Here is a 20,446-nt window from a genome sequence, read left to right as displayed (position 1 = left end):
TTTACTCAAAAAAAGGGAATAATTTATCTATAAAATCCTGAGGAGGCAAGCAGGGACGGTTTGTTTTCATATTGATGAAAACCAGTAAGGTTTCGCCGGTATTAATCAACTCGCCTTTTTCGTTGGTTAGTTCATAACGAAAATGAATACGGATGCCGGGCATTTTATCCATAATCACTTTTACACTTATTTCTTCATCGTACAAAGCGGGCTTCAGGTACTTGCATTTAAGCTCCAGCACCGGCATCATAATGCCCGACTGTTCCATGCCGCTATAGGTTAATCCAAGGCTGCGCAGCATTTCTACGCGGCCAACTTCATAAAACTCGGCATAATTACCGTAGTACATATAGCCCATCTGGTCGGTTTCGCCGTACCGCACCCGTATTTTGGTGGTATGCTCAAACATTACCTTTTAATGTTGCGTTCGTTAAGCGCTTTTTGAAAAGCATGGGCATTCACTAAATGGTCGGCAACGTTGTTTGCAAAGGCGTGATATCCCGAAAAATCGGCTTTGGCGCACATGTATATGTAATCGTTGTTTTGATGATCAAGCACGGCGTTTACAGCATTTACAGATGGCATCATGATAGGGCCGGGGGGCAGGCCTGTATGCAGGTAAGTATTGTATGGCGAGTTGTAGGACAGGTACCTGTTTAAAACCCGTTTGATGGTAAAATCGTTCAAGGCGAAAATTACGGTAGGGTCGGCCTCCAATTTCATGCCCTTTTTAAGGCGGTTAAGATATAAACCGGCAATAACAGGCATCTCGTCGTCATGTAAAGCCTCGGCATCAACTATCGACGCTAACACAGATACCTCCTGTTGGGAAAGGTTAAGTGCAGCAGCCTTCTGCTTACGCTCCGGTGTCCAGAATTTTTCGTAGTTGGCATACATCTTTTTAAAGAATTTATCGGGCGATGTGTTCCAGTACATTTGGTAGGAGTTGGGCATAAACATGATGTACACATTATCGGTAGTAAAACCATATTTGGCCACATATGCCGATGAATCAAGCAAGTTGATGATGGATGCCGAATCTGGCTCGATTTTTTTGGAAACAAAACCGGCAAATTGCTCCTTCTGCCGTAAACCATGAAACTCCAGTTGTACAGGCTCCTGTGTGCCGGATGCCAGCATATTAATGAGCTTGCGGTTGCTCATACCTTCGTGCAGGTGATACCTGCCCGGCTTAACCCGGTGTGTATAGTTCATATTTACAGCCGCCCAGTTAAAGGTAACGGTATCTTTAACCATACCTTCATTTTGTACTGTTTTTATTACGTCGGCATAGGTTGCGCCGGTATGTATGTATAAATACTCCTGTTTGGCAGTTACATTGGGGCCAAAATACTTATAGTAATAGTTTACACCAACACCTGCCAGTATGATGACAATCACAATTACAAATGCGATAATGAATTTTTTTAATGGTCCTGATTTTGACTTTTTCTCAGTCATGATAAATTAGCTATAAATGGTAATTATTTAGTTTTTATCGCACTAATTGCACTAATGTTGTCTAATTAAATGAATTAGAAAATTAAGGTGATAATTAATTTGATTTTTATGAGGCAGATGACAACCCGTTAGCTCTGTGTTTTTTCATTAATTTAATTCGTGCAATTCGCTTTAATTAGTTCCAATTAGTGTCTGATTTTTTGAATGGCAATCAATCCGCCTGTTAAGTTTTTAACATTGTGATAACCGTTTTGCAGTAATAGTGTTTGAGCGGTTTCGCTGCGTAAGCCAACCTTGCAGATAACGATTAATTCATCGGTTTTGTTGTAACCCAGGTTATTTAGCTTGTCAGCAAGGGTACTTAGCGGGACATTAACCCCGCCTATATTAAAGGTTTGATATTCAATAGCCTCGCGTACATCTATCAAATGGAGTTGTTCGCCCCGGGTTATCCTGGCAAGCAGTTCGGCTGCATTAATTTGTTGGGGCTGCATTTGTTTTTGCACCTTGTGAAACAGTAATATTCATGCGTGTACCTATGCTGGTTTTACTCAGCGAGTCGGTTCTCATGGGGTATTGCGCGGTTACAACTACATTGGTGGAGTCGGTTATGGAACCCTGGTATGTTATTGTACCCATTGTTAATCCGGCGCCTTTAATGGCAAAACGTGCCGCGTCAAGGTCAAGATTAATCAGTTCTGGTATAGCTACCTCGCTTGCTCCTGCGCCATCACCTAAAACAAGGTCCACTTTTGATCCTTTAGGCAGTTTGGCCCCCGTTTTAATAACAACCCCTCCAAAACGTACTTCGAGTATGCGGTCGCGGGCAATATCCGAACGGTATGTGGTATCGCCAATTTTTAAGCCATAGTTAGATAGGGTAGCGGTAGCTTCGCGGTAGCTGGCCTGTTCCAGATCGGGCAGGGCCACGGGGGGCGCCTGTAATGTAACCATGGTTAAATAAATTACGCGGCCTTCTTTCACATTAGTTCCGGCATCGGGATCCTGTTCAACAATGGTGCCGGGCTCAACATCCTCAACATAAACCGAATCTATTTTATAGCCAAAGCCCTGCTCTTTTAATAATGCCATAGCGCGATCAATTTTCTCGCCTTTCAGCTTTGGTACAGGTATCCCGGATCCATGATTAGTATAATATCCCAGGCTGTAAAAGGCAATTAAAACAACTACAACTACTGTAACAATTGCACCTAAAAGGTTATAACGGAAAGATTTTGTTTTTAAATAAAGACCAAATTTGCTCATTGGTATGCGTAGGGATAATTACAGTCAAATAAGTATCAAACATAGTGATAATTTCGGATTTGATAGTCGGAAAGTCAGAAAAGTCCGAAAGTCGGGAAGCCGGAGTTTGTTGCAACGATGCGCATTTTAGTCGTTGACAAAGACTAATTAAATTACAGACGCATCATATAATTATTAAATTTGAGCCTTACTTCCGGACTTTACCGACTTCCGGACTTTCTGACTCAAATATGAAGAATATAGCCCTTTTGGCCGGTGGTTTTACCGGTGAGTATGAAGTATCTGTAAACAGCGCCAAAAATATTGCCGCCAGCCTTGATGCCTCAAAATATAAAGTTTATACCATTTATGTAAACCGCGATAGGTGGATTCATGAAGCCGCCCATGGTGTTGTTGATGTTGATAAAAACGATTTCAGCATTGCGCTGGATGGCGAAAAAATCAAATTCGATTTTGCTTTTATCACCATACACGGCACTCCCGGCGAAGACGGCAAAATACAAGGGTACCTGGATATGCTGGGCATACCTTATAACACCTGTGATGCCACTACGTCGGCTATTACCATGAACAAGGCGTATACTAAAACTATAGTAAATGGGATACATGGCCTGCATACCGCCCATTCTATGCGCCTGTTTGAAAAGGATATGCATGATGTGGCTATTATAGCGGCTACGCTTAAATTTCCGTTGTTCATCAAACCCAATAATGGTGGCAGCAGCGTGGGCATGAGCAAGGTTTATAATGTTGCCGGCTTGCCCGATGCTTTAAGAAAGGCCTTCCATGAAGATGAACAGATCCTGGTAGAGGAATTTATAAAAGGCCGGGAGTTTAGCATTGGTATAGCCCGGCTGAATGGTAAAATCACCGTGCTGCCTGCAACAGAGATATTAACCACCAAAGATTTTTTTGATTACGAAGCCAAATACACATCTGGTGTAACCAAAGAGGTAACCCCGGCTGATTTGCCGGCCGCACAGGTTGAACTGATAGCCGATATTGTAACCGAAGTTTATATCCGCCTCAATTGCAAAGGCATGGTACGGGTTGATTTTATTTTGCTGGAAGGCAGTAACGATTTTTATTTTATTGAGATTAATACAACGCCAGGCCAATCTGCTAATAGCCTTATACCGCAACAGGTTAGGGCTGCGGGTATGGATCTGGGCGAATTTTACGGTACATTGATAGAAGGAGCGATATAGGAATTTAAGATCTGTCAGAATTAACCCCTTGTTTTCGGTACCATATATAACCAGCAAACTGTGTGTACCGGTACGGGATGACACACCCTGGCACGGGCTGAAACATCCTGAAACACCCTGGTACGGGGTGAAACACCCTGAAACACCCTGGTACAGGGTGGTACACTTTGACTGATTACAAAATTGAAGTATCTCCGTGTAACATTGCATTTCTTTTACTATCAAACCAACAATGCTGCAATTCATAAAATTTAAAAAACTCTACGGTGGTTTCCCGGCCCTTAAAATAGACGAACTTACCATCAGTCCGGGAGTTTACTGGATAAAGGGAGTTAACGGTTCGGGTAAAAGTACGCTGCTAAAGTCCATCGCCGGTATTTTATCTTTTGATGGTGATATTTTGTTGGATAACGCTATCAGCATAAAAAAACAACCTGTGGCTTACCGCAAACTGGTAAACTTTGCCGAAGCTGAACCCGTGTTCCCCGAATTTTTGACTGGTAAGGAGATGATTGCCCTTTTTGCGCAGGCAAAGGACGCCCCGGAAGGGCAGGAGCAACATTATATAAATACCATGCAGATGCAAAGCTACGTTGGTCGGCCTTTGGGGACTTACTCCAGCGGGATGCTTAAAAAATTGTCGCTGGTGTTGGCGTTCCTGGGCAATCCTAAATTGATCCTGTTAGATGAGCCGCTTATTACCATTGATACCGCATCTTTAAAAATCTTAAACAGTTGGATTGCCGAGCGGCATCTTCAGCAAGGTACCAGCTTCCTGCTTTCATCGCACCAAACGCTTGAGCTTGAGGAGTTGCCTGCAGCGGGCGAACTACTGGTTGAAGGGCAAACCTTAAAGTCGATAACACTGTGAAACGGCCGCTAACCAATGTACTGGTAAAAGTATTTGCATTTGGTTTTTACCAGGTGCACGCGCCTGTTTTGCTTTTTGTATTTTTTATATTGGTTGGTTGTGTGCCAGGCAATATGCTCATCAGCTACCATGAATCGTTAATGGTGGCCATGTGCAGCAGCCCTGTAATGTTGGCGGTAGTTATCGGCGGCTGGCTGTTATACGTTTTTAAAAGCTGGCACTATGTATCGGTGCAATTACTGGCGCCCGAAAAGCAGTTTTTATTTTACAGCAGCAATGCGCTAAGCCGCAAGCATCAATTAAAAAGCTGGGGCTATACACAAGCCATTATTTTAAGCCCGGTTATCATTTACGCTGTAATGGCTGTTTGCGTAGGTGTAGTGCATCATTACTATCTGCTGCCTGCCGCGATGGTTTTGTTTTTAGTGGCCATGGTTTGGTGGAGCGCACTAATATATACACGGATATTAAACCGGCTGGTTGACGGCAGCAGCCAATCCTTTTTGTTAAAGCTGAGCAACAAATGGCGCAAGCCATACTTTAGCCTGTACATCTATCATGTTTTTGATAAGCTTAAAGTGCAATACTTTGTTACCAAAGCATTGTCGTGGTTAATTATAACCGGTGTTTTTTATTTATTTGCCGATGTGAAGAATGATTTACGGTTGGCCGGGATAGCCATCCTGGCTGTAATAACTGCCCATGTGGTTTTGATATTTGAGGCGCATAGGTTTGAAGAAACGCGTTTAAGGTTTTCGCGTAACCTGCCCTATAGCAGGTTCAGGCTGTTCCTGAATTTTGCGGGTGTTTACTTTTTTATCCTAATACCCGAAAGTGTTTGGCTGTTTAGCCGTTTTAGCCCTTTAATGGCTGTGGAATTATTACTGGCAGGGTTAAGTATAGCCATGCTTTTCCACTGCCTGCTTTACTGGTTTGGCTTAAATATGGATAAATATATTCAATGGATACTGGCCTTATTTATTGTACTGTTTTGGGTAATTATGTTTCACCTGCTTTGGGTGTTGATACCGCTTAACCTGGGTGTGGCTTACCTGTTTTTTTATTTTAATTACTATAACTACCAAGGGATGGTAGTTAAGAATAAGTAAGGTTTGGAAGAAACACTATATCATTCAACCAAGGATCAAAAAAATAGATATTTATCTTAAAAGCTGGCTAAAAACGAGATTCATTTATTGCCGTTGACTTTAGTCAACGGTAAAAGAAGGTATCATTGCTGGCTTTAGCCAAATTATTCAGTGGAGTTTGGCTAAAGCCATTCGCCTTTTAGTCATTATCCCGTTGACTAAAGTCAACGGCAATGATTTTTATTTGATACATAAATAATCTAAATCAAATTTAAACAGGTTCTCAAAATACCTTCAACGTTTAATGCTGTAATTAAAGTCTCCCCATCCGGAGGAGATTATTAGCATCTAATTTGATTTTTGAAGGAGCCAATGAGGGCTTCGCCGTTTAGAGGGGGCTCCTGCAACCAATCATCCTGTCGCGGCCACTCATGTCTTGTCGCAACTCAATATCGGTAAAGTGCTTATCGCGTAATAATGCAACGGTTTCATTACCTAAACTCTCATTAATCTCAAAAAATAAATATCCCCCGGCGGTTAAGTTACCCGAAGCAAAATCTGCAATAGCCCTGTAAAACAACAGCGGATCATCCTGGGGTACAAACAACGCAGTATGGGGCTCAAAATCGGTTACGTTGGTGTGCATTTGTTTTTTGTCGTCCAGCGTTACATAAGGCGGGTTACTGACGATGATTTGGTGGGCGGTGAGTAGTGGTGAGTGGTGAGTGGTTGCTGCGTCTAAAATATCAGCCTGGATAAATTGCACTTGAACATCATTTAAGTCAGCATTTTCTTTTGCGGTCTGCAACGCACCTTCGGATATATCAATTGCCGAGACCTGTGCCTGTGGTAAATTCTTTTTTAAACTGATAGCGATACACCCGCTCCCCGTGCCAATGTCCAATATACTCCCTGCAAACTGCCTATTGTCAATCGCCGACTGCCCACTGCCAACTGCCCACTGAGAACTGCCCACTGCCAACCGCCCGCTGCAAACTGCCAATACCCACTCTACCAGTTCTTCTGTTTCGGGGCGGGGGATAAGTACGCTGGGATTTACTTTAAACGGTAGTCCATAAAACTCGGTAACGCCTAAAATATATTGAATGGGCTTGCCGGTTATCAGTTCGGCAGCAATATTCTTTAGCTTTTGGGCTTGTTCCTCATTTAGCTCCCGTTCCGGAAATGCTTTAACAGATGCTTTTGTCAGGTTGGTTACCTGGCTGATAGTTAATAAAGTAAGCGACTCTACCTCGTTAGCGTCATATACTTTGTTCAGCTGTTTGTAATCTTCAAAAACATCCTTTATGGTAATCATGCAACAAAGTAACATAAAAGCTACTTTTGCAGCATGGTTCAACATGAAATTTTTATGCAGCGTTGTCTTGAACTTGCCCAGCTTGGTGCCGGGCAGGTGAGCCCGAACCCGATGGTAGGCGCGGTAGTTGTTCATGAAGGCAAAATAATAGGCGAGGGCTATCACCAGAGATATGGCCAGGCCCATGCCGAAGTGAACGCAATTGCGCAGGTAACGGCTAAATTTGATAACGCGGCCCAACTGTTAAAGCAATCAACCATATATGTTTCATTAGAGCCCTGTGCACATTATGGTAAAACACCACCCTGTGCCGATTTGATTATTGAACATCAAATTCCCCTGGTAATTGTTGGCACCCGCGACCCTTTTGCCCAGGTTGATGGTAAAGGAATTGAAAAACTTAAAGCTGCCGGTATTGAAGTGATAACAGGCGTGCTGGAACAAGAATGCCAGTGGCTTAACCGCCGGTTTTTTACCAAAGTACAAAAGCACCGGCCATACATTATATTGAAATGGGCGCAAACCAACGATGGTTTTTTTGCGCCTGGTGATGGGAGCCAGTTTTGGATAACGGGCACCCAGGCGCGCAAGCTGGTACATAAATGGCGCAGCGAGGAGGATGCTATTTTGGTTGGGAAAAATACCGTTGCCATTGATAACCCGCAATTAAACGTAAGGTACTGGGAAGGAAAATCGCCAAAACGGGTGGTGATAGATAGGAGGCTGGAACTTAGTAAAGAGGCCAATGTATTTGATCAATCTATTGAAACACTGATTTTTAATGAAATAGAATTTAATTCCGACGGAAAAAACAAGTATATTGCATTAGAGGATTTTGACCGCTATGTGCCTCAATACATTTTGTACCAATTATATTTACAAGACATTCAATCGGTGATCATTGAAGGAGGTGCGCATACCCTGCAGGTGTTTATTGATGCCGGGCTTTGGGATGAGGCCCGCATTTTTACCGGCAAAACTGTTTTATCAAAAGGCATAAAATCACCACAAATAACAGGTATACTTGCCGCCGAATCATTCATTGAAGAAGACCGTTTACAAACGTTATACAACCAATAAGAATTAAAAATAAGAGTCAAGAATCAAGACAGAAGAAAATAGGGGTTGGCAAATACTCCCGATGATAAGCGTCAAGCCTTATCAGATGATGGAAAATCAAAATGGTTTTTTTCTTAATTCTTGACTCTTTATTCTTGACTCTTCTACACCACCAATTATGCTATTTGTTTTTTTAAGTATTTGTTGTAGTGTTATTGTGTCGGTTATGCTTAAGCTGGCCAAAAGGTACCACATTGACGTTTACCAGGCGGTAACCTGGAATTATTCGATGGCCATCATGCTTACCTGGCTTTTTTACAGGCCATCGCTTGCAGGCCTGCAAAATACACCTGTATTTAATTACCTGGCGCTTGGAGTTTTATTTCCCGCTGTGTTTTTGGCTATGGCTGCATCGGTGCGCAGGGCTGGTATTGTACGTACAGATGTTGCGCAGCGTTTATCGCTGTTTATTCCCATTATATCGGCCTTTTTGATATTTGGCGAGGCTTCAAATACAATAAAGATCATTGGTATCGCCCTGGCGTTTATTGCCATATTTTGTACAATTCCATGGCAAAAAACAACGGGCAGGCCTAATCATAAAAATACAGAAAAGGGTTCTTGGATATATCTGCTTATTGTTTTCCTGGGGTTCGGAATTATAGATGTATTGCTGAAGCAGATCACTAAAGTTAACAGCGTGCCTTTTACTACAGCCATTTTTATTGTCTTTATTCTTGCGTTTACGTTGTCGTTTATCGGCTTGTTATACCAGGTGTTCACAAAAAAAATGCGTTTCTCATGGCCGCATATACTCATTGGCTGGGTATTGGGTTTGTTTAATTTTGGTAATATTCTTTTTTATCTGAAGGCGCACAAAGCCCTGGCAAATAACCCGTCATCGGTGTTTTCGTCAATGAATATTGGGGTTATTGTTGTAGGAGCCCTGGTAGGTATGCTTGTATTTAGAGAGAAATTAAGCACACTTAACAAAATAGGACTATTGGTAGCTATATTGGCTATTGTTATTATTTATTTCCCGCAAACATTAGGCTTTTTGCATTTGTAATTTAATGTTGTACTCATGAATGGCTTTTCAATGCTTTCCGCTTTAAGCCTTCAGCTTTTAGCTCCTAAATAATGCTTTTTGACGATACCTATCAAACCATCGAAAAACCGACCGAAAGTATATTCCGTGATAGGGGCAGCAAGTTCCTGGGGTTTGCTTATCCCATCAGCTCCGATAATGATATTAAAGTCATTGTAGCCAAATTAAAAGCCGAACACCCCAAAGCCAACCACCATTGCTGGGCCATGCGCCTGGGGACCGATAGGTCTGTTTACCGGGTGAATGACGACGGCGAACCATCGGGCACCGCCGGCCGGCCAATATTAAATATCCTGCTGTCAAAAGATGTTACCAATATCCTGGTGGTTGTAGTGCGTTATTTTGGCGGTACGCTGCTTGGGGTACCAGGGTTAATAAACGCCTACAAGGTAGCTACAGAAGAAGCCCTGAAGCTGGCCATCATCATCCAAAAAACGGTGAATGATATTTACACCATTAAGTTTGATTACCTGCAGATGAATGACGTGATGCGGATTATCAAAGAAGAGAATCTTCCGGTGCTTGAACAGCAGTTTGATAACGATTGTAGTATGCAGCTATCTATTCGCAAAATGCAAGTGGAGCAGGTTTTGGGAAAATTAGGAAAGGTGGCCGGGTTAAAGGCGAAGTATGATTATAGTTTGTAGTTTTTTAAACGTCAAGGGGTGACAGACCAACACACCTCGAAAATAGCCCCGATTTAACCTCATTTTAATGTCGTAATTGCGGCATAAATGTTTATTTTCGTCGGATATGCAATCTTTTGACTTAGATAAAACCGATCTCCTCCGCATCAAAACGGCTCTTGAGGCCGATGATGCTGAATTAGAGAAAGTTCTGAAGGAATATCACGCCTCGGAGATTGCTTTATTGTTTGAACAGCTTGAGCAGGAGGATAAGGAAAGGATCATCAATATCCTGCCGACTGACGTTGCATCTGAAGTTTTATCCGAAATGGATGAGGAGCACAGCCCCGGCGAGCTGCTCCTGAACCTCCACCCTGAAAAAAGAAGCGAGATAGTTGAAGAGCTGGATTATGACGATGCAACCGACATCATATCCCAGCTTGATGAAGATGAGCAGCAGGAAATATTAGAAGATATTGATGCCGATGATGCCAGCAGCATCCGCGCGCTTTTGAACTATGCCGAAGATACTGCCGGCGGTTTGATGAACTCCGAACTCATCAAAGTAAACATCAGGCTGGATAAAAAAGAGGCACTGGACGAGATCATTCGCCAATCGGAAGAGATGGAGGAGTTTTATACCATTTACGTGGTTGACGATGCCGACACCTTGCAAGGCATCCTCTCGATAAAAGATGTTATAAAAGCCCATGCGGATGCCAAAGTGAGCGACCTGGTAAAACGCGACCCTGTATATGTAAGGGCCGAGCTTGACCAGGAAGAGGTTGCCCGCCTAATATCGCAATACAATTTAACAACCATCCCGGTTGTTGATGACCATATGAAGCTGCTTGGCCGGGTTACCGTTGATGATATCATCGACGTAATGGAGCAGGAAAATACCGAAGATATATTAAAGATTTCGGGTGTATCTGAAGACGAGGAATTGAGCGGTAACTGGAAAGATGCCGTAAAAAGTCGTTTGCCATGGCTGGTTATTAACCTGGCCACTGCTTACCTGGCCGCATCGGTGATCAGGCATTTTGACGATACCGTTTCCCAGGTGAAAGGCATAGCCGCTTACATGACCATTATAGCAGGTATGGGCGGTAATGCAGCCACGCAGGCCCTTGCGGTAACAGTCAGGCGTATATCGTTAAGTAACCTTACCGATAGCCAGGCATATAATACAGTATTAAAAGAATTTTTAGTAGGCATGCTTAACGGGGCCGCCAACGGACTGGTTGTTTTTTGCATCGCCCTGTTTTATGATGCCAACCCCATGCTTGGTCTCGTTTTGTTTTTAGCCATGACAGGAAATCTCATCATCGCGGGTATTACCGGGGCATCTATACCGTTGGTATTAAAAAGGGTGGGGATAGATCCGGCGGTGGCTTCGTCTATTATTATTACCACCTTTACCGATTGCGCCGGGTTTTTATTGCCCTTGTACCTGGCTACCAGGCTTTTGTTGAAGCATTAAGCGTTACTGGCGTTTTATACGATATTATTATAAATTTGAACCATCAAAATTTGAGATATGACTGAAGTAAGATACGACTGGACAAAAGAAGAAATAGCCGAAATATACCATACCCCATTACTCGACCTGGTTTACCGCGCGGCAACCGTACACCGCGAAAATAAAGATTACGCCGAAGTACAGATCAGCTCGCTGATTTCTATTAAAACCGGCGGCTGTTCTGAGGATTGCGCTTACTGCCCACAGGCTGCCCGTTATAATACCGGTGTAGATGTACATGCCATGATGCCTAAAGATGAGGTTATTGCTGCTGCCGAAAAAGCAAAAGCCGGTGGCGCATCGCGTTTATGCATGGGTGCCGCCTGGCGCGAAGTGCGCGATAACCGCGATTTTGATAAAGTGATTGACATGGTAAAGGCTGTTAATAGCCTTGATATGGAGGTATGCTGTACACTGGGTATGCTTACCGAGAGCCAGGCGCAACGATTGGCAGATGCCGGCTTGTATGCTTATAACCATAATTTAGATACATCTGAAGAAGATTATAAGCGTATTATCACCACCCGCACTTATGACGACAGGTTAAATACCCTTAAAAACGTACGTAAAGCGAAAATTACAGTTTGCAGCGGTGGCATAGTTGGTTTAGGCGAAACCGTTGAAGACAGGATCTCGATGCTGAAAACATTGTCAAACCTGCCCAAGCACCCCGAATCGGTACCTATCAATGCTTTGGTGCCCATAGCTGGTACACCACTGGCCGATCAGCCCCGCGTACCTATCTGGGATATGGTAAGGATGATTGCTACCGCTCGTATAATTATGCCACGTTCGGTAGTGCGGTTATCTGCCGGCCGTACCGAAATGAGTACTGTTGAGCAGGCTTTTTGCTTTATGGCAGGCGCCAGTTCTATTTTTGCAGGTGAAAAGCTTTTAACCACACCAAACCCATCATTTGATACCGATATGGCCATGTTTGAACTGCTTGGCCTTACACCGCGCAAAGCCTTCAAAAACGGCCGCCCAAATGAAGTTAAAGAAATGGAAGCAGCGGGGTAGTTGCTTGCCGTTTTAAACAAGAAAGGCGCAATTAATGCGCCTTTCTTGTTTTTAGAGAAATAAGAAGTTTACTATCTGAAAGAGTATTTATTTTTCGTCATCCAGTTTTTTTAAATTCGAATTACCTGTTAATGATCTCAATTGTTGAATTGCAATTTGATTTAATTTTTTTAGTCTTTCGCCTTGCGTTAAATTCATCGTTATAAATTCAGAGTTCATGCTTTCCATATTGGCCAATATCAATAGCTGCTCGATAGAACTGTGATCTCTAATATTGCCTTCTGAATTTTTATTTTTATCCCGCCATTGTTTAGCCGTTAATCCAAATAATGCTACATTTAATATATCCGCCTCATTGGCGTAAATATGTTGTATTTGCTCTTTTGTTATATCGGGAGGGATTATATTTTCCTTTATAGCATCTGTATGGATACGGTAGTTTACTTTGGCAAGCGTGCGATTTAAGTTCCAGTTTAATGATAGCCTATTATTTTCATCATTTTTTAGACGCTGAAATTCTTTGATCAGGTAAAGTTTAAATTCCGGGCTAAGCCATGAACCAAATTCAAATGCAAGATCACGATGTGCATATGTTCCGCCTCCATACCTGCCTGCCTTTGATTGGATGCCTATTGCTGAGGTTGCGTCTATCCATTTTTTGGGCGTCAGCCTGAAGCTATTAAGGCCTGCTTCTTTTTTAAAGGTGTCGAATTCGACACCTTTAAAATGGGGATTGTGAATTTGTTCCCATATCCCAAGAAATTCCACAGTGTTACGGTTGCGCATCCAATTATATATCAAATCATCGCCACCGAACTTATTAGCCATATCAGTGAGTGATATGTAGTCGTCCTCTTTCAAAGAAACAACAGTTATTTCTGTTCCCTGAACGTTAATGGTTGACTTCTTACCTTTTGTCGACATGGATATGATTTTATTTCCCTTAATCCCTCATATTAATAAATTGTAACGGCTGGCCAAAGTTTTCGGTACGACATAGGCTGATCACCGCTTGCAGGTCGTCAATTTTTTTGCCTTGTACGCGCACCTGGTCGTCCATGATAGAGGCTTGCACCTTAAGGCCGCTGTCTTTTATCTTTTTAACCAGTTTTTTGGATGTTTCTTTGTCGATACCTTCTTTAACCTTTATCTCCTTGCGGATCATGTTGCCCGACGCATATTGCTCTTTACCAAAATCAAGCGCGCTTGAATCCAGGTGTTGTTTCACCATGCGGCCGATGATGGAATCCTGGATGGCTTTAAGACGCATCTCGTTTTCGGTAATAATGGTTATTTCATTGGTTTTTTTATCCAGGTCGATAGTGCTTTTTGAATCGTTAAAATCGTACCGGTTAAGTATTTCTTTTTTAGCGGTATTGATGGCGTTATCAAGCGTTTGTCCATCTATTTTGCTTACTATATCAAATGTTGGCATGTTGTAATTTTAAAAGTGGCTTAAAAATCGTAAAAATCTGGTTTTGAAAGGTTAATGAAGTTTTCTTATTTGCTCTATGTAGAGCTTTATGTTCAAAATACAGACATATTTGTTGTTTTATCGTATAATGTTTTACAATTGTTTCACAATATGTAGAAGTTATTTTTTGTAGAACTCATCATATTTCGAAGGAAATAAAACGTAGCTCCTATCACTTTGTTTTAAAATGAAAATATTTCTCTAAAGTTTCATCCTATAGATCGAGTAGTTTTGATTCATCATCTAAAGGTATTAAAATTAGATCTATCAATCTCGGCATTTTGTTCTAAGGATTTTAAATGATGCGTTTGCTTTTTGCTAAATAATTACCAACAAAGATTATACTATCTTTTTGTTATCATGGAATAGATATAAGATTACGAGTAAAGATTTCATTCGTTTGAATATAATTTAGGATATGTGCCTTCACTTAAAAATGATGTTACCAAGAATTGATCTCTTATCTTCTTATTATTAACAGACTTGGCGAACTTTATATAAAACTCAGCCATTGTTCCTGGAACCGGTTCAGTCCAATCCCAAATTGCAGGATCAGAATTTACAACTTTAAAATTTCTATATAAAACCATATTAGATGTTTGATACTGCCCACTCACTGTATCAACTTTAATTTTCTGGACGTTTTTTTCAATAATTGATTTTTTGTTTTTAGTTGTTTTAGTATAATACATTATCCAAAAGCTAACGGTATGTGATTCGCCATAACGGGTGTCAACATCTTGTTTGATGTCATCTCTTATGGTATCAATGAATAAGTAGGTGTGATTGTAAGTTTTTGATATAAAAAGCCAGCGATTGTTTTGTGCGTTGCAATAATGAGCGCTTGACAATAGGAATAACAGGGCGGCTAAGTTTTTTTTCACTGTCATAATTATAAAAGTATGGCATAACTGCTGTTTCTTTTAGCTGCTCAGGGTTATTACCGCCTCAATGCATAAATATAAAGCTTCGCAATGGCAGCGTACTACATGGGTATGCTGCGTTGTTACGTGAGGTCGAGATCCGAGCAGCAATATTAGGTAGTACAATTTTATTATCTTGATATCAGTTAATTACTGTAATCAAAATAAGTAAGTAGATTATACACTGCAAACCTTTATAAATAATTCAAATCAAACAGAGATGAAATTACCCGGTAATATTCAACAAAGGTAAGGTTTTGGGTCAGACAGACAATCCATAGAAAAATTATTACCATGCCTCTAAGATTCTATAGATAAAAACATTTCTGTTTTTAATTAGGTACGGGGATGAGCAGTTTGACGCTAAAACACAATCGACTTTGGTTGACATTTTACGTTGCCTTCACCTTTTGACCTTTCGATCCCCCAAAAACAGGATTTCCCCAAGATGTGGCAGATAGAACAGATCCGTCTTCTTCATAAAAAATCTGCGGTAGGTACTGCCAGTCCTCATTCCAGGGATAATCTTTTTTAAAAATCTTTAAAAAGTAATCGTAATCTGTTATAACAGTAACATCTACTACTTGATCATCCTCATCAACTTTATTATCTACATAAACTAAAAAAGTCTTATCAAGCAATAAATAGTGATATGAGTAATAGGCTTCGAACTCCGTGAGGTAATCATCAAAAAATGATTGTATTCCAGAGCTCGACAGCCTAATTATATGACGTTCCATAATGTATCGTTGTTTAGTTCCTAATTTACGCTCTGGTAACCGAAAACTGAAATTAATTATTGAGGTCGGAGGGAAATCTTGTAAGAAAATAGCTGTAAAAGATAGCTTAGTTTAACTACCAATAACTCTTTATTACAATACACTAAGTATTAAATTTGGAAGGTTTTGTTTTACAAATGTTTTACAGCTATTTAAAATTTATTTTATAATAATCTGATTGTCAATATTTTGTACAGATATGAAGTGAAATTATCAAATGTTGGCATAAGTAAAAGAGTTTATAATGTTTACAAAACTAATGTATTGTAAACATTTACACAGCTCCATTATCAATTTGTTTACACGGCACACTAAATAATAATCATTAAAAACAGGTTTTATGTAGATGAGTTAATATTAAATTAACAAATAAATAAGCAGTTTTGTACACGTGGCCTAAGGGGCACAAATTTTATGGATAAACAACCACCATTAATTAACAGGGAAATAAGCTGGTTATATTTTAACGACAGGGTTTTGCAGGAAGCTGCCGATCCAACTGTGCCCTTAATTGAGCGGGTGCGCTTTTTGGCTATATTTTCATCAAACCTTGATGAGTTTTATAGGGTGAGGGTGGCTACGATGACACGGCTTGCCGCTTTAAACGAAAAATCGAAAGAAATATTAGGCTATAATCCTAAAAAGCTCCTTAACCAAATCAAGAATATAGTTGTAAGGCAGGAGCGTAAGTTTAATAACCTGTATGAAAACATTATTGTTAAACAGCTTGCTGAAGAAAAGATATTTATCCTGAATGACAAACAGCTTAACGTAAGCCGCGGGGCGTTCGTTAAAAATTATTTCAGGGAAAAACTGCTGGCCACTTTGGTGCCCATTATGCTTGATGATAGCCTGCCGCTACCTGAACTACGCGACCGGGCTATTTACTTTTTTGTAAAGCTTACCAAAAATAAAAAAACGCGTTATGCGCTGATTGAGTTTCCGGACAGTTTGTCAAGATTTGTTGTGTTGCCCGAAACCAACAATCTGAAATTTATTATACTGCTGGATGATATTATAAGGTACAGCCTGGAAGATATATTTTTCATTTTTGAGCACGACAGCATCGAAGCATATTCCCTACAGCTTACCCGCGATGCCGAACTTGACCTGGATAAGGAAGTGAGCGGCAAATTCATAGATGCATTATCAAAAAGCCTTCAAAAACGCAAAAAGGGTACACCAATGCGTTTGCTTTACGATACCGAGATGCCCATGGATATGCTAAAATACCTGGTAACTAAAATGGGGCTGCACGGCGAAAGCCTTATCCCTGGCAACAGGTATCATAACTTCAAGAATTTTATTTCATTCCCAAATGTAGGCAGCCCCGACCTGGAATTTGTTAAATATCCGGCTTTGCCCGTAGAAGATCTTTCGTTTGGTAAAAGCTTGCTGGGCCTTATCGCAAAAAAGGACTATATGGTGAGTACCCCATATCAATCTTATGACTACATTATCCATTTTTTGCGTGAGGCGGCTATCGATCCAAAAGTTAAAGAGATAAGCATTGCAGTTTACCGGTTGGCCGAAAATTCAAGAATTGTACACGCTCTGGTAAATGCGGCCAAAAACGGTAAAAAGGTAAACTGTTTGGTTGAATTGCGGGCAAGGTTTGATGAGCAGAATAACATATTTTGGAGCAACAGGCTTGAAGAGGAGGGCGTAAATGTACTTTACGGTATAGCAGGCTATAAAGTACACTCGAAGATATGCCTGGTTAGCCGCCTGGAAAAACAAAAGATTGTGCATTATGCCTGTTTATCAACCGGGAACTTTAACGAAAAGACGGCCAGGATATATGCTGATCATACACTGTTTACGGTAAACAAAAAAATAACCGACGATTTGGATGTTGTATTTAAAGCGCTCAAGAGGAACACCTTGCCAAAGGGACTGAAGACTTTGATTGTATCGCCCATTGATTCCAGGCCGGCTATTTACAAACTGATAGATACCGAGATAAAAAATGCGAAGGCGGGCAAAAAGACCTACATGATACTAAAAATGAACAGCCTTGCCGATGAAGGGCTTATCAATAAACTTTACCAGGCAAGTAACGCGGGTGTTAAAATAAAAATGATCATTAGGGGTATGTGTTGCCTTGTGCCGGGAGTTAAGGGATTCAGTGAGAATATTGAAGTGATAAGTATCGTGGATAAGTACCTGGAGCATGCCCGCGTACACATTTATTGTAACGGGGGAGACGAATTGATTTACCTTACTTCGGCAGATTTTATGAGCCGCAATATTGATACCCGGGTTGAAGTTGGTTTCCCGATTTTAGACGAGCGTTTAAAAAAGGAAGTTAAAGACATTATTAATATTCAATTGCAGGATAATACCAAGGCGCGCGAAATAAATAGTGCCAACAGCAATAAATACCACAAAACCAACGCGGCCGAATCGCACCGGGCGCAAATTGAGATATACAATTACCTGAAAACTAAAAACAAATAAAGTTGAGATACGCAGCTATAGATATTGGTTCAAATGCAGTAAGACTGCTGATTGCCGATATTATTGAAAATCACGGTTCCTTTTCGTTCAAAAAAAATACGTTGATCCGGGTGCCTTTACGCCTGGGCGATGACGCTTTTATCCAACACAGTATTTCGGATAAAAAAGCTGCCGATCTGGTAAAATCAATGAGCGCTTTTCGCAATTTAATGGATGTTTATAAGGTAACAGATTACCTGGCCTATGCCACATCGGCCATGCGTGAAGCTACAAACGGCGAGGATGTTGTTAAACTGATTAAGGAACAAGCAAATATCGACCTGGAGATTATCCATGGTTCCAAAGAAGCCAAGGTGATTTACGCCAGCCATGCCGAGCAAACCATTGATAAAAGCAAAAGTTATTTATACATTGATGTTGGCGGCGGTAGTACCGAGCTTTCTTTGTTTTCGGCAGGTGAGTTAATGGCTTCCAAATCGTTCAATATTGGCACTATCCGTATTCTGGACAACCAGGATACCGAAGAAACCTGGGATGAAATGAAGGAGTTTATCCGCGAACATACACGTGGATATAAACAGCTGCTGGGCATTGGTACAGGTGGCAACATTAATAAACTGCACCGTTTAGCCGAAGAAGGAGACGAGACCCCGATGGCTTTTGCCAAGCTAAAATCACTGTATACTTACCTTAATTCGTTTTCGCTTAAAGATCGCATTAATGTGCTTGGTTTAAACCAGGATAGGGCTGATGTTATTATTCCGGCCTGCGAAATTTATTTGACGGTTATGAAAAATGCGGGGATAAAACAAATATACGTACCCCGTGTAGGCATGGTTGACGGTATAATTCAAACCTTAATAGATACGAATTTATCTTAACAAAAAGATAACGTAAAAATATTTTTACAAATTTGCTTTATAATATAAAAACTGTTAGTACATTTGTAGTGCCCTCTCAAGGGCATGTTTTTCATAGGTAGATGTAGGGTCGGGTACTTGTATTCGACCCTTTTTTGTGCCCGTATTTTTGGATTGTTGGAGAGATATAATGAAGAAGAAGATTGTAGTTGCCATCACCGGCGCCAGCGGCGCTATTTATGCCCACCTGTTATTAAAAAAGTTAAACCAGCTAAAAGATCAAATTGCCGAAGTTGCCGTTGTGATGTCGGATAACGCGAAAGATGTTTGGCGCTTTGAGTTGGGAAACGACGATTACAGCAAGCAAAACTATAAGTTTTATGCCAAAAATGATTTTATGGCGCCCTTTGCCTCGGGTTCGGCAAAGTTTGATACCATGGTAATTGTGCCGTGTTCTATGGGTACCCTGGGGCGCATAGCAGGAGGAATATCTGACGATTTGATAAGCCGCGCTGCTGATGTAATATTGAAGGAACGCCGCAAACTTATCCTTGTTGCACGTGATACACCTTTTAACCTTATCCATATTCGTAATATGGCTACCGTTACCGAGGCCGGGGGAATTATTTGCCCCGCCATACCATCATACTACAGCAAACCACAAACTATCGAGGAACTGGCGATGACGGTAGTGAACCGGGTTATTGACCTCATAGGCTTGCAGAACGAAAGCTATGAGTGGAAGGGGATATAATTATTGCTTAAGGTTTATCGGTTGTTGTTAAATAGCCTCATTATTAATGATTTAATATTGATTCCATAGCCCGGGCAGTGTGTATGCCCAACCAAATTATGCCGGATGTTTTGTACACATTAAGAAAATTATTACCTTGGTTAAGCCAAAATTAAACTCAGGTTCACCCGAATAATGAAATCTAAGTCGACTGCGTACATTTTATGTTTTTTTTTAGGTGTGTTGGGTGCGCACAAGTTTTATCTCAATAAAACAGGCGTTGGTATGCTTTATTTTTGCACACTTGGCCTGGCTGGCATCGGGTGGATTCTTGATCTTTTTACCCTGGGCAGCCAGGTTGATGCCTGTAATGCATTGGTTAAACGGAACCGGGGTGCAAAGAAAGTAGTAAATACGTCCGGCTATAGTAGTGCTGCAACGCAACGGAGTCTGTCCGAACAATTACACGAACTTCATATGCTTAAAGAAAAAGGTATACTGAGCGAAGAAGAATACGCCCGGCTAAAGAGCAAAGTATTGGCATAAGTTGTTTTTAATCACATTTTTATTAGTGCATGCTATCGGAAGGATTGGCTACAAATAATTAACTCCAAAGTAAAATCACTAATTCAGTAGTTCAGTAATTCACTAATTGCTTATCTTTGCAGCT

At 41.1% G+C, this 20,446-nt stretch carries 21 protein-coding genes and 1 pseudogene; 13 read left to right on the top strand and 9 right to left on the bottom strand.

Annotation, left to right across the window (positions count from 1 at the left end; all coding sequences use genetic code 11):
* Position 1: 1 nt before the first annotated feature.
* The 4 genes from PQ469_RS14810 to PQ469_RS14795 all read right to left on the bottom strand — a co-directional run bounded on the left by PQ469_RS14810 (position 2) and on the right by PQ469_RS14795 (position 2,727).
* Entirely contained in the window at positions 2–409 is a 408-nt protein-coding gene (locus PQ469_RS14810) for an acyl-CoA thioesterase (RefSeq protein WP_274213660.1), read from the bottom strand.
* On the bottom strand, positions 409–1,461 hold the full coding sequence (gene mltG, locus PQ469_RS14805) for an endolytic transglycosylase MltG (protein WP_274213659.1): 1,053 nt from the start codon (positions 1,459–1,461) through the stop codon (positions 409–411). Before mltG ends, PQ469_RS14810 begins: the two co-directional genes overlap by 1 nt.
* Before the next feature lie 185 nt (positions 1,462–1,646).
* Positions 1,647–1,955 carry a rhodanese-like domain-containing protein gene (locus PQ469_RS14800; protein WP_274213658.1) on the bottom strand — a complete coding sequence of 103 codons (309 nt, stop codon included), beginning with the start codon at positions 1,953–1,955 and terminating at the stop codon, positions 1,647–1,649.
* Complete coding sequence (locus PQ469_RS14795; RefSeq protein ID WP_274213657.1) at positions 1,936–2,727, bottom strand: PASTA domain-containing protein; 792 nt, start codon at positions 2,725–2,727, stop codon at positions 1,936–1,938. The genes PQ469_RS14800 and PQ469_RS14795 overlap by 20 nt, the downstream gene beginning before the upstream one ends.
* A 230-nt stretch (positions 2,728–2,957) precedes the next feature.
* Between PQ469_RS14795 and PQ469_RS14790 the strand changes: the two genes are divergently transcribed.
* The 3 genes from PQ469_RS14790 (at position 2,958) to PQ469_RS14780 (ending at position 5,915) form a co-directional block, all read left to right on the top strand.
* Positions 2,958–3,935, top strand: a complete 978-nt coding sequence (locus PQ469_RS14790) for a D-alanine--D-alanine ligase (RefSeq protein WP_274213656.1) — start codon at positions 2,958–2,960, stop codon at positions 3,933–3,935.
* Between the two features lie 232 nt (positions 3,936–4,167).
* On the top strand, positions 4,168–4,806 hold the full coding sequence (locus PQ469_RS14785) for an ABC transporter ATP-binding protein (RefSeq protein WP_274213655.1): 639 nt from the start codon (positions 4,168–4,170) through the stop codon (positions 4,804–4,806).
* On the top strand, positions 4,803–5,915 hold the full coding sequence (locus PQ469_RS14780) for a hypothetical protein (protein WP_274213654.1): 1,113 nt from the start codon (positions 4,803–4,805) through the stop codon (positions 5,913–5,915). The genes PQ469_RS14785 and PQ469_RS14780 overlap by 4 nt, the downstream gene beginning before the upstream one ends.
* 367 nt (positions 5,916–6,282) lie before the next feature.
* Here PQ469_RS14780 and prmC read toward each other — a convergent pair whose 3' ends face one another.
* The gene (prmC, locus tag PQ469_RS14775; protein WP_274213653.1) at positions 6,283–7,212 is read right to left on the bottom strand and encodes a peptide chain release factor N(5)-glutamine methyltransferase; all 930 of its coding nucleotides are present in this window, start codon (positions 7,210–7,212) and stop codon (positions 6,283–6,285) included.
* A 33-nt stretch (positions 7,213–7,245) separates the two neighbouring features.
* Between prmC and ribD the strand changes: the two genes are divergently transcribed.
* The 5 genes from ribD to bioB all read left to right on the top strand — a co-directional run bounded on the left by ribD (position 7,246) and on the right by bioB (position 12,547).
* Complete coding sequence (ribD, locus tag PQ469_RS14770) at positions 7,246–8,292, top strand: bifunctional diaminohydroxyphosphoribosylaminopyrimidine deaminase/5-amino-6-(5-phosphoribosylamino)uracil reductase RibD (protein ID WP_274213652.1); 1,047 nt, start codon at positions 7,246–7,248, stop codon at positions 8,290–8,292.
* Positions 8,293–8,449: 157 nt separating this feature from the next.
* Positions 8,450–9,340, top strand: a complete 891-nt coding sequence (locus PQ469_RS14765; RefSeq protein ID WP_274213651.1) for an EamA/RhaT family transporter — start codon at positions 8,450–8,452, stop codon at positions 9,338–9,340.
* 71 nt (positions 9,341–9,411) lie between these two features.
* Positions 9,412–10,026, top strand: coding sequence for an IMPACT family protein (locus tag PQ469_RS14760; protein ID WP_274213650.1), 615 nt, complete (start codon positions 9,412–9,414; stop codon positions 10,024–10,026).
* A 106-nt stretch (positions 10,027–10,132) separates the two neighbouring features.
* Positions 10,133–11,488, top strand: a complete 1,356-nt coding sequence (mgtE, locus tag PQ469_RS14755; RefSeq protein ID WP_274213649.1) for a magnesium transporter — start codon at positions 10,133–10,135, stop codon at positions 11,486–11,488.
* A gap of 57 nt (positions 11,489–11,545) precedes the next feature.
* A complete protein-coding gene (gene bioB / locus PQ469_RS14750) occupies positions 11,546–12,547 on the top strand; it encodes a biotin synthase BioB (RefSeq protein WP_090652680.1) in 1,002 nt (333 codons plus the stop codon).
* Positions 12,548–12,634: 87 nt separating this feature from the next.
* On the opposite strand, the gene PQ469_RS14745 is transcribed toward bioB, so the two are convergent.
* From PQ469_RS14745 to PQ469_RS14730, 4 genes are all read right to left on the bottom strand, one after another.
* Positions 12,635–13,471: a KilA-N domain-containing protein gene (locus PQ469_RS14745; RefSeq protein ID WP_274213648.1), complete on the bottom strand. Its 837-nt coding sequence runs from the start codon at positions 13,469–13,471 to the stop codon at positions 12,635–12,637.
* A gap of 19 nt (positions 13,472–13,490) precedes the next feature.
* Complete coding sequence (locus tag PQ469_RS14740; RefSeq protein WP_274213647.1) at positions 13,491–13,982, bottom strand: YajQ family cyclic di-GMP-binding protein; 492 nt, start codon at positions 13,980–13,982, stop codon at positions 13,491–13,493.
* Positions 13,983–14,413: 431 nt separating this feature from the next.
* A complete protein-coding gene (locus PQ469_RS14735; protein WP_274213646.1) occupies positions 14,414–14,905 on the bottom strand; it encodes a hypothetical protein in 492 nt (163 codons plus the stop codon).
* A gap of 431 nt (positions 14,906–15,336) precedes the next feature.
* Positions 15,337–15,684 (bottom strand): hypothetical protein, encoded by a 348-nt coding sequence (locus tag PQ469_RS14730; protein WP_274213645.1) that lies wholly within the window; start codon positions 15,682–15,684, stop codon positions 15,337–15,339.
* Positions 15,685–16,137: 453 nt separating this feature from the next.
* Here PQ469_RS14730 and ppk1 point away from each other — a divergent pair, with 453 nt between their 5' ends.
* From ppk1 to PQ469_RS14710, 5 genes and pseudogenes are all read left to right on the top strand, one after another.
* Positions 16,138–18,183 (top strand): polyphosphate kinase 1, encoded by a 2,046-nt coding sequence (gene ppk1, locus PQ469_RS14725; RefSeq protein WP_274213644.1) that lies wholly within the window; start codon positions 16,138–16,140, stop codon positions 18,181–18,183.
* Positions 18,184–18,185: 2 nt separating this feature from the next.
* Complete coding sequence (locus tag PQ469_RS14720; protein WP_274213643.1) at positions 18,186–19,064, top strand: Ppx/GppA phosphatase family protein; 879 nt, start codon at positions 18,186–18,188, stop codon at positions 19,062–19,064.
* A gap of 169 nt (positions 19,065–19,233) precedes the next feature.
* Positions 19,234–19,797 carry a UbiX family flavin prenyltransferase gene (locus tag PQ469_RS14715; RefSeq protein ID WP_274213642.1) on the top strand — a complete coding sequence of 188 codons (564 nt, stop codon included), beginning with the start codon at positions 19,234–19,236 and terminating at the stop codon, positions 19,795–19,797.
* A gap of 174 nt (positions 19,798–19,971) precedes the next feature.
* Positions 19,972–20,058, top strand: a pseudogene (locus tag PQ469_RS31400) (NINE protein); the annotation flags it as partial.
* 3 nt (positions 20,059–20,061) lie between these two features.
* Positions 20,062–20,322, top strand: a complete 261-nt coding sequence (locus PQ469_RS14710; protein WP_274213641.1) for an SHOCT domain-containing protein — start codon at positions 20,062–20,064, stop codon at positions 20,320–20,322.
* Positions 20,323–20,446 lie beyond the last annotated feature (124 nt).

The sequence above is a fragment of the Mucilaginibacter sp. KACC 22773 genome, from assembly GCF_028736215.1.
Taxonomy (GTDB): Bacteria; Bacteroidota; Bacteroidia; order Sphingobacteriales; family Sphingobacteriaceae; genus Mucilaginibacter.
The sequence above is the reverse complement of the archived record's forward strand: the minus strand, read 5'-3'. Positions and strand labels throughout refer to the sequence as shown.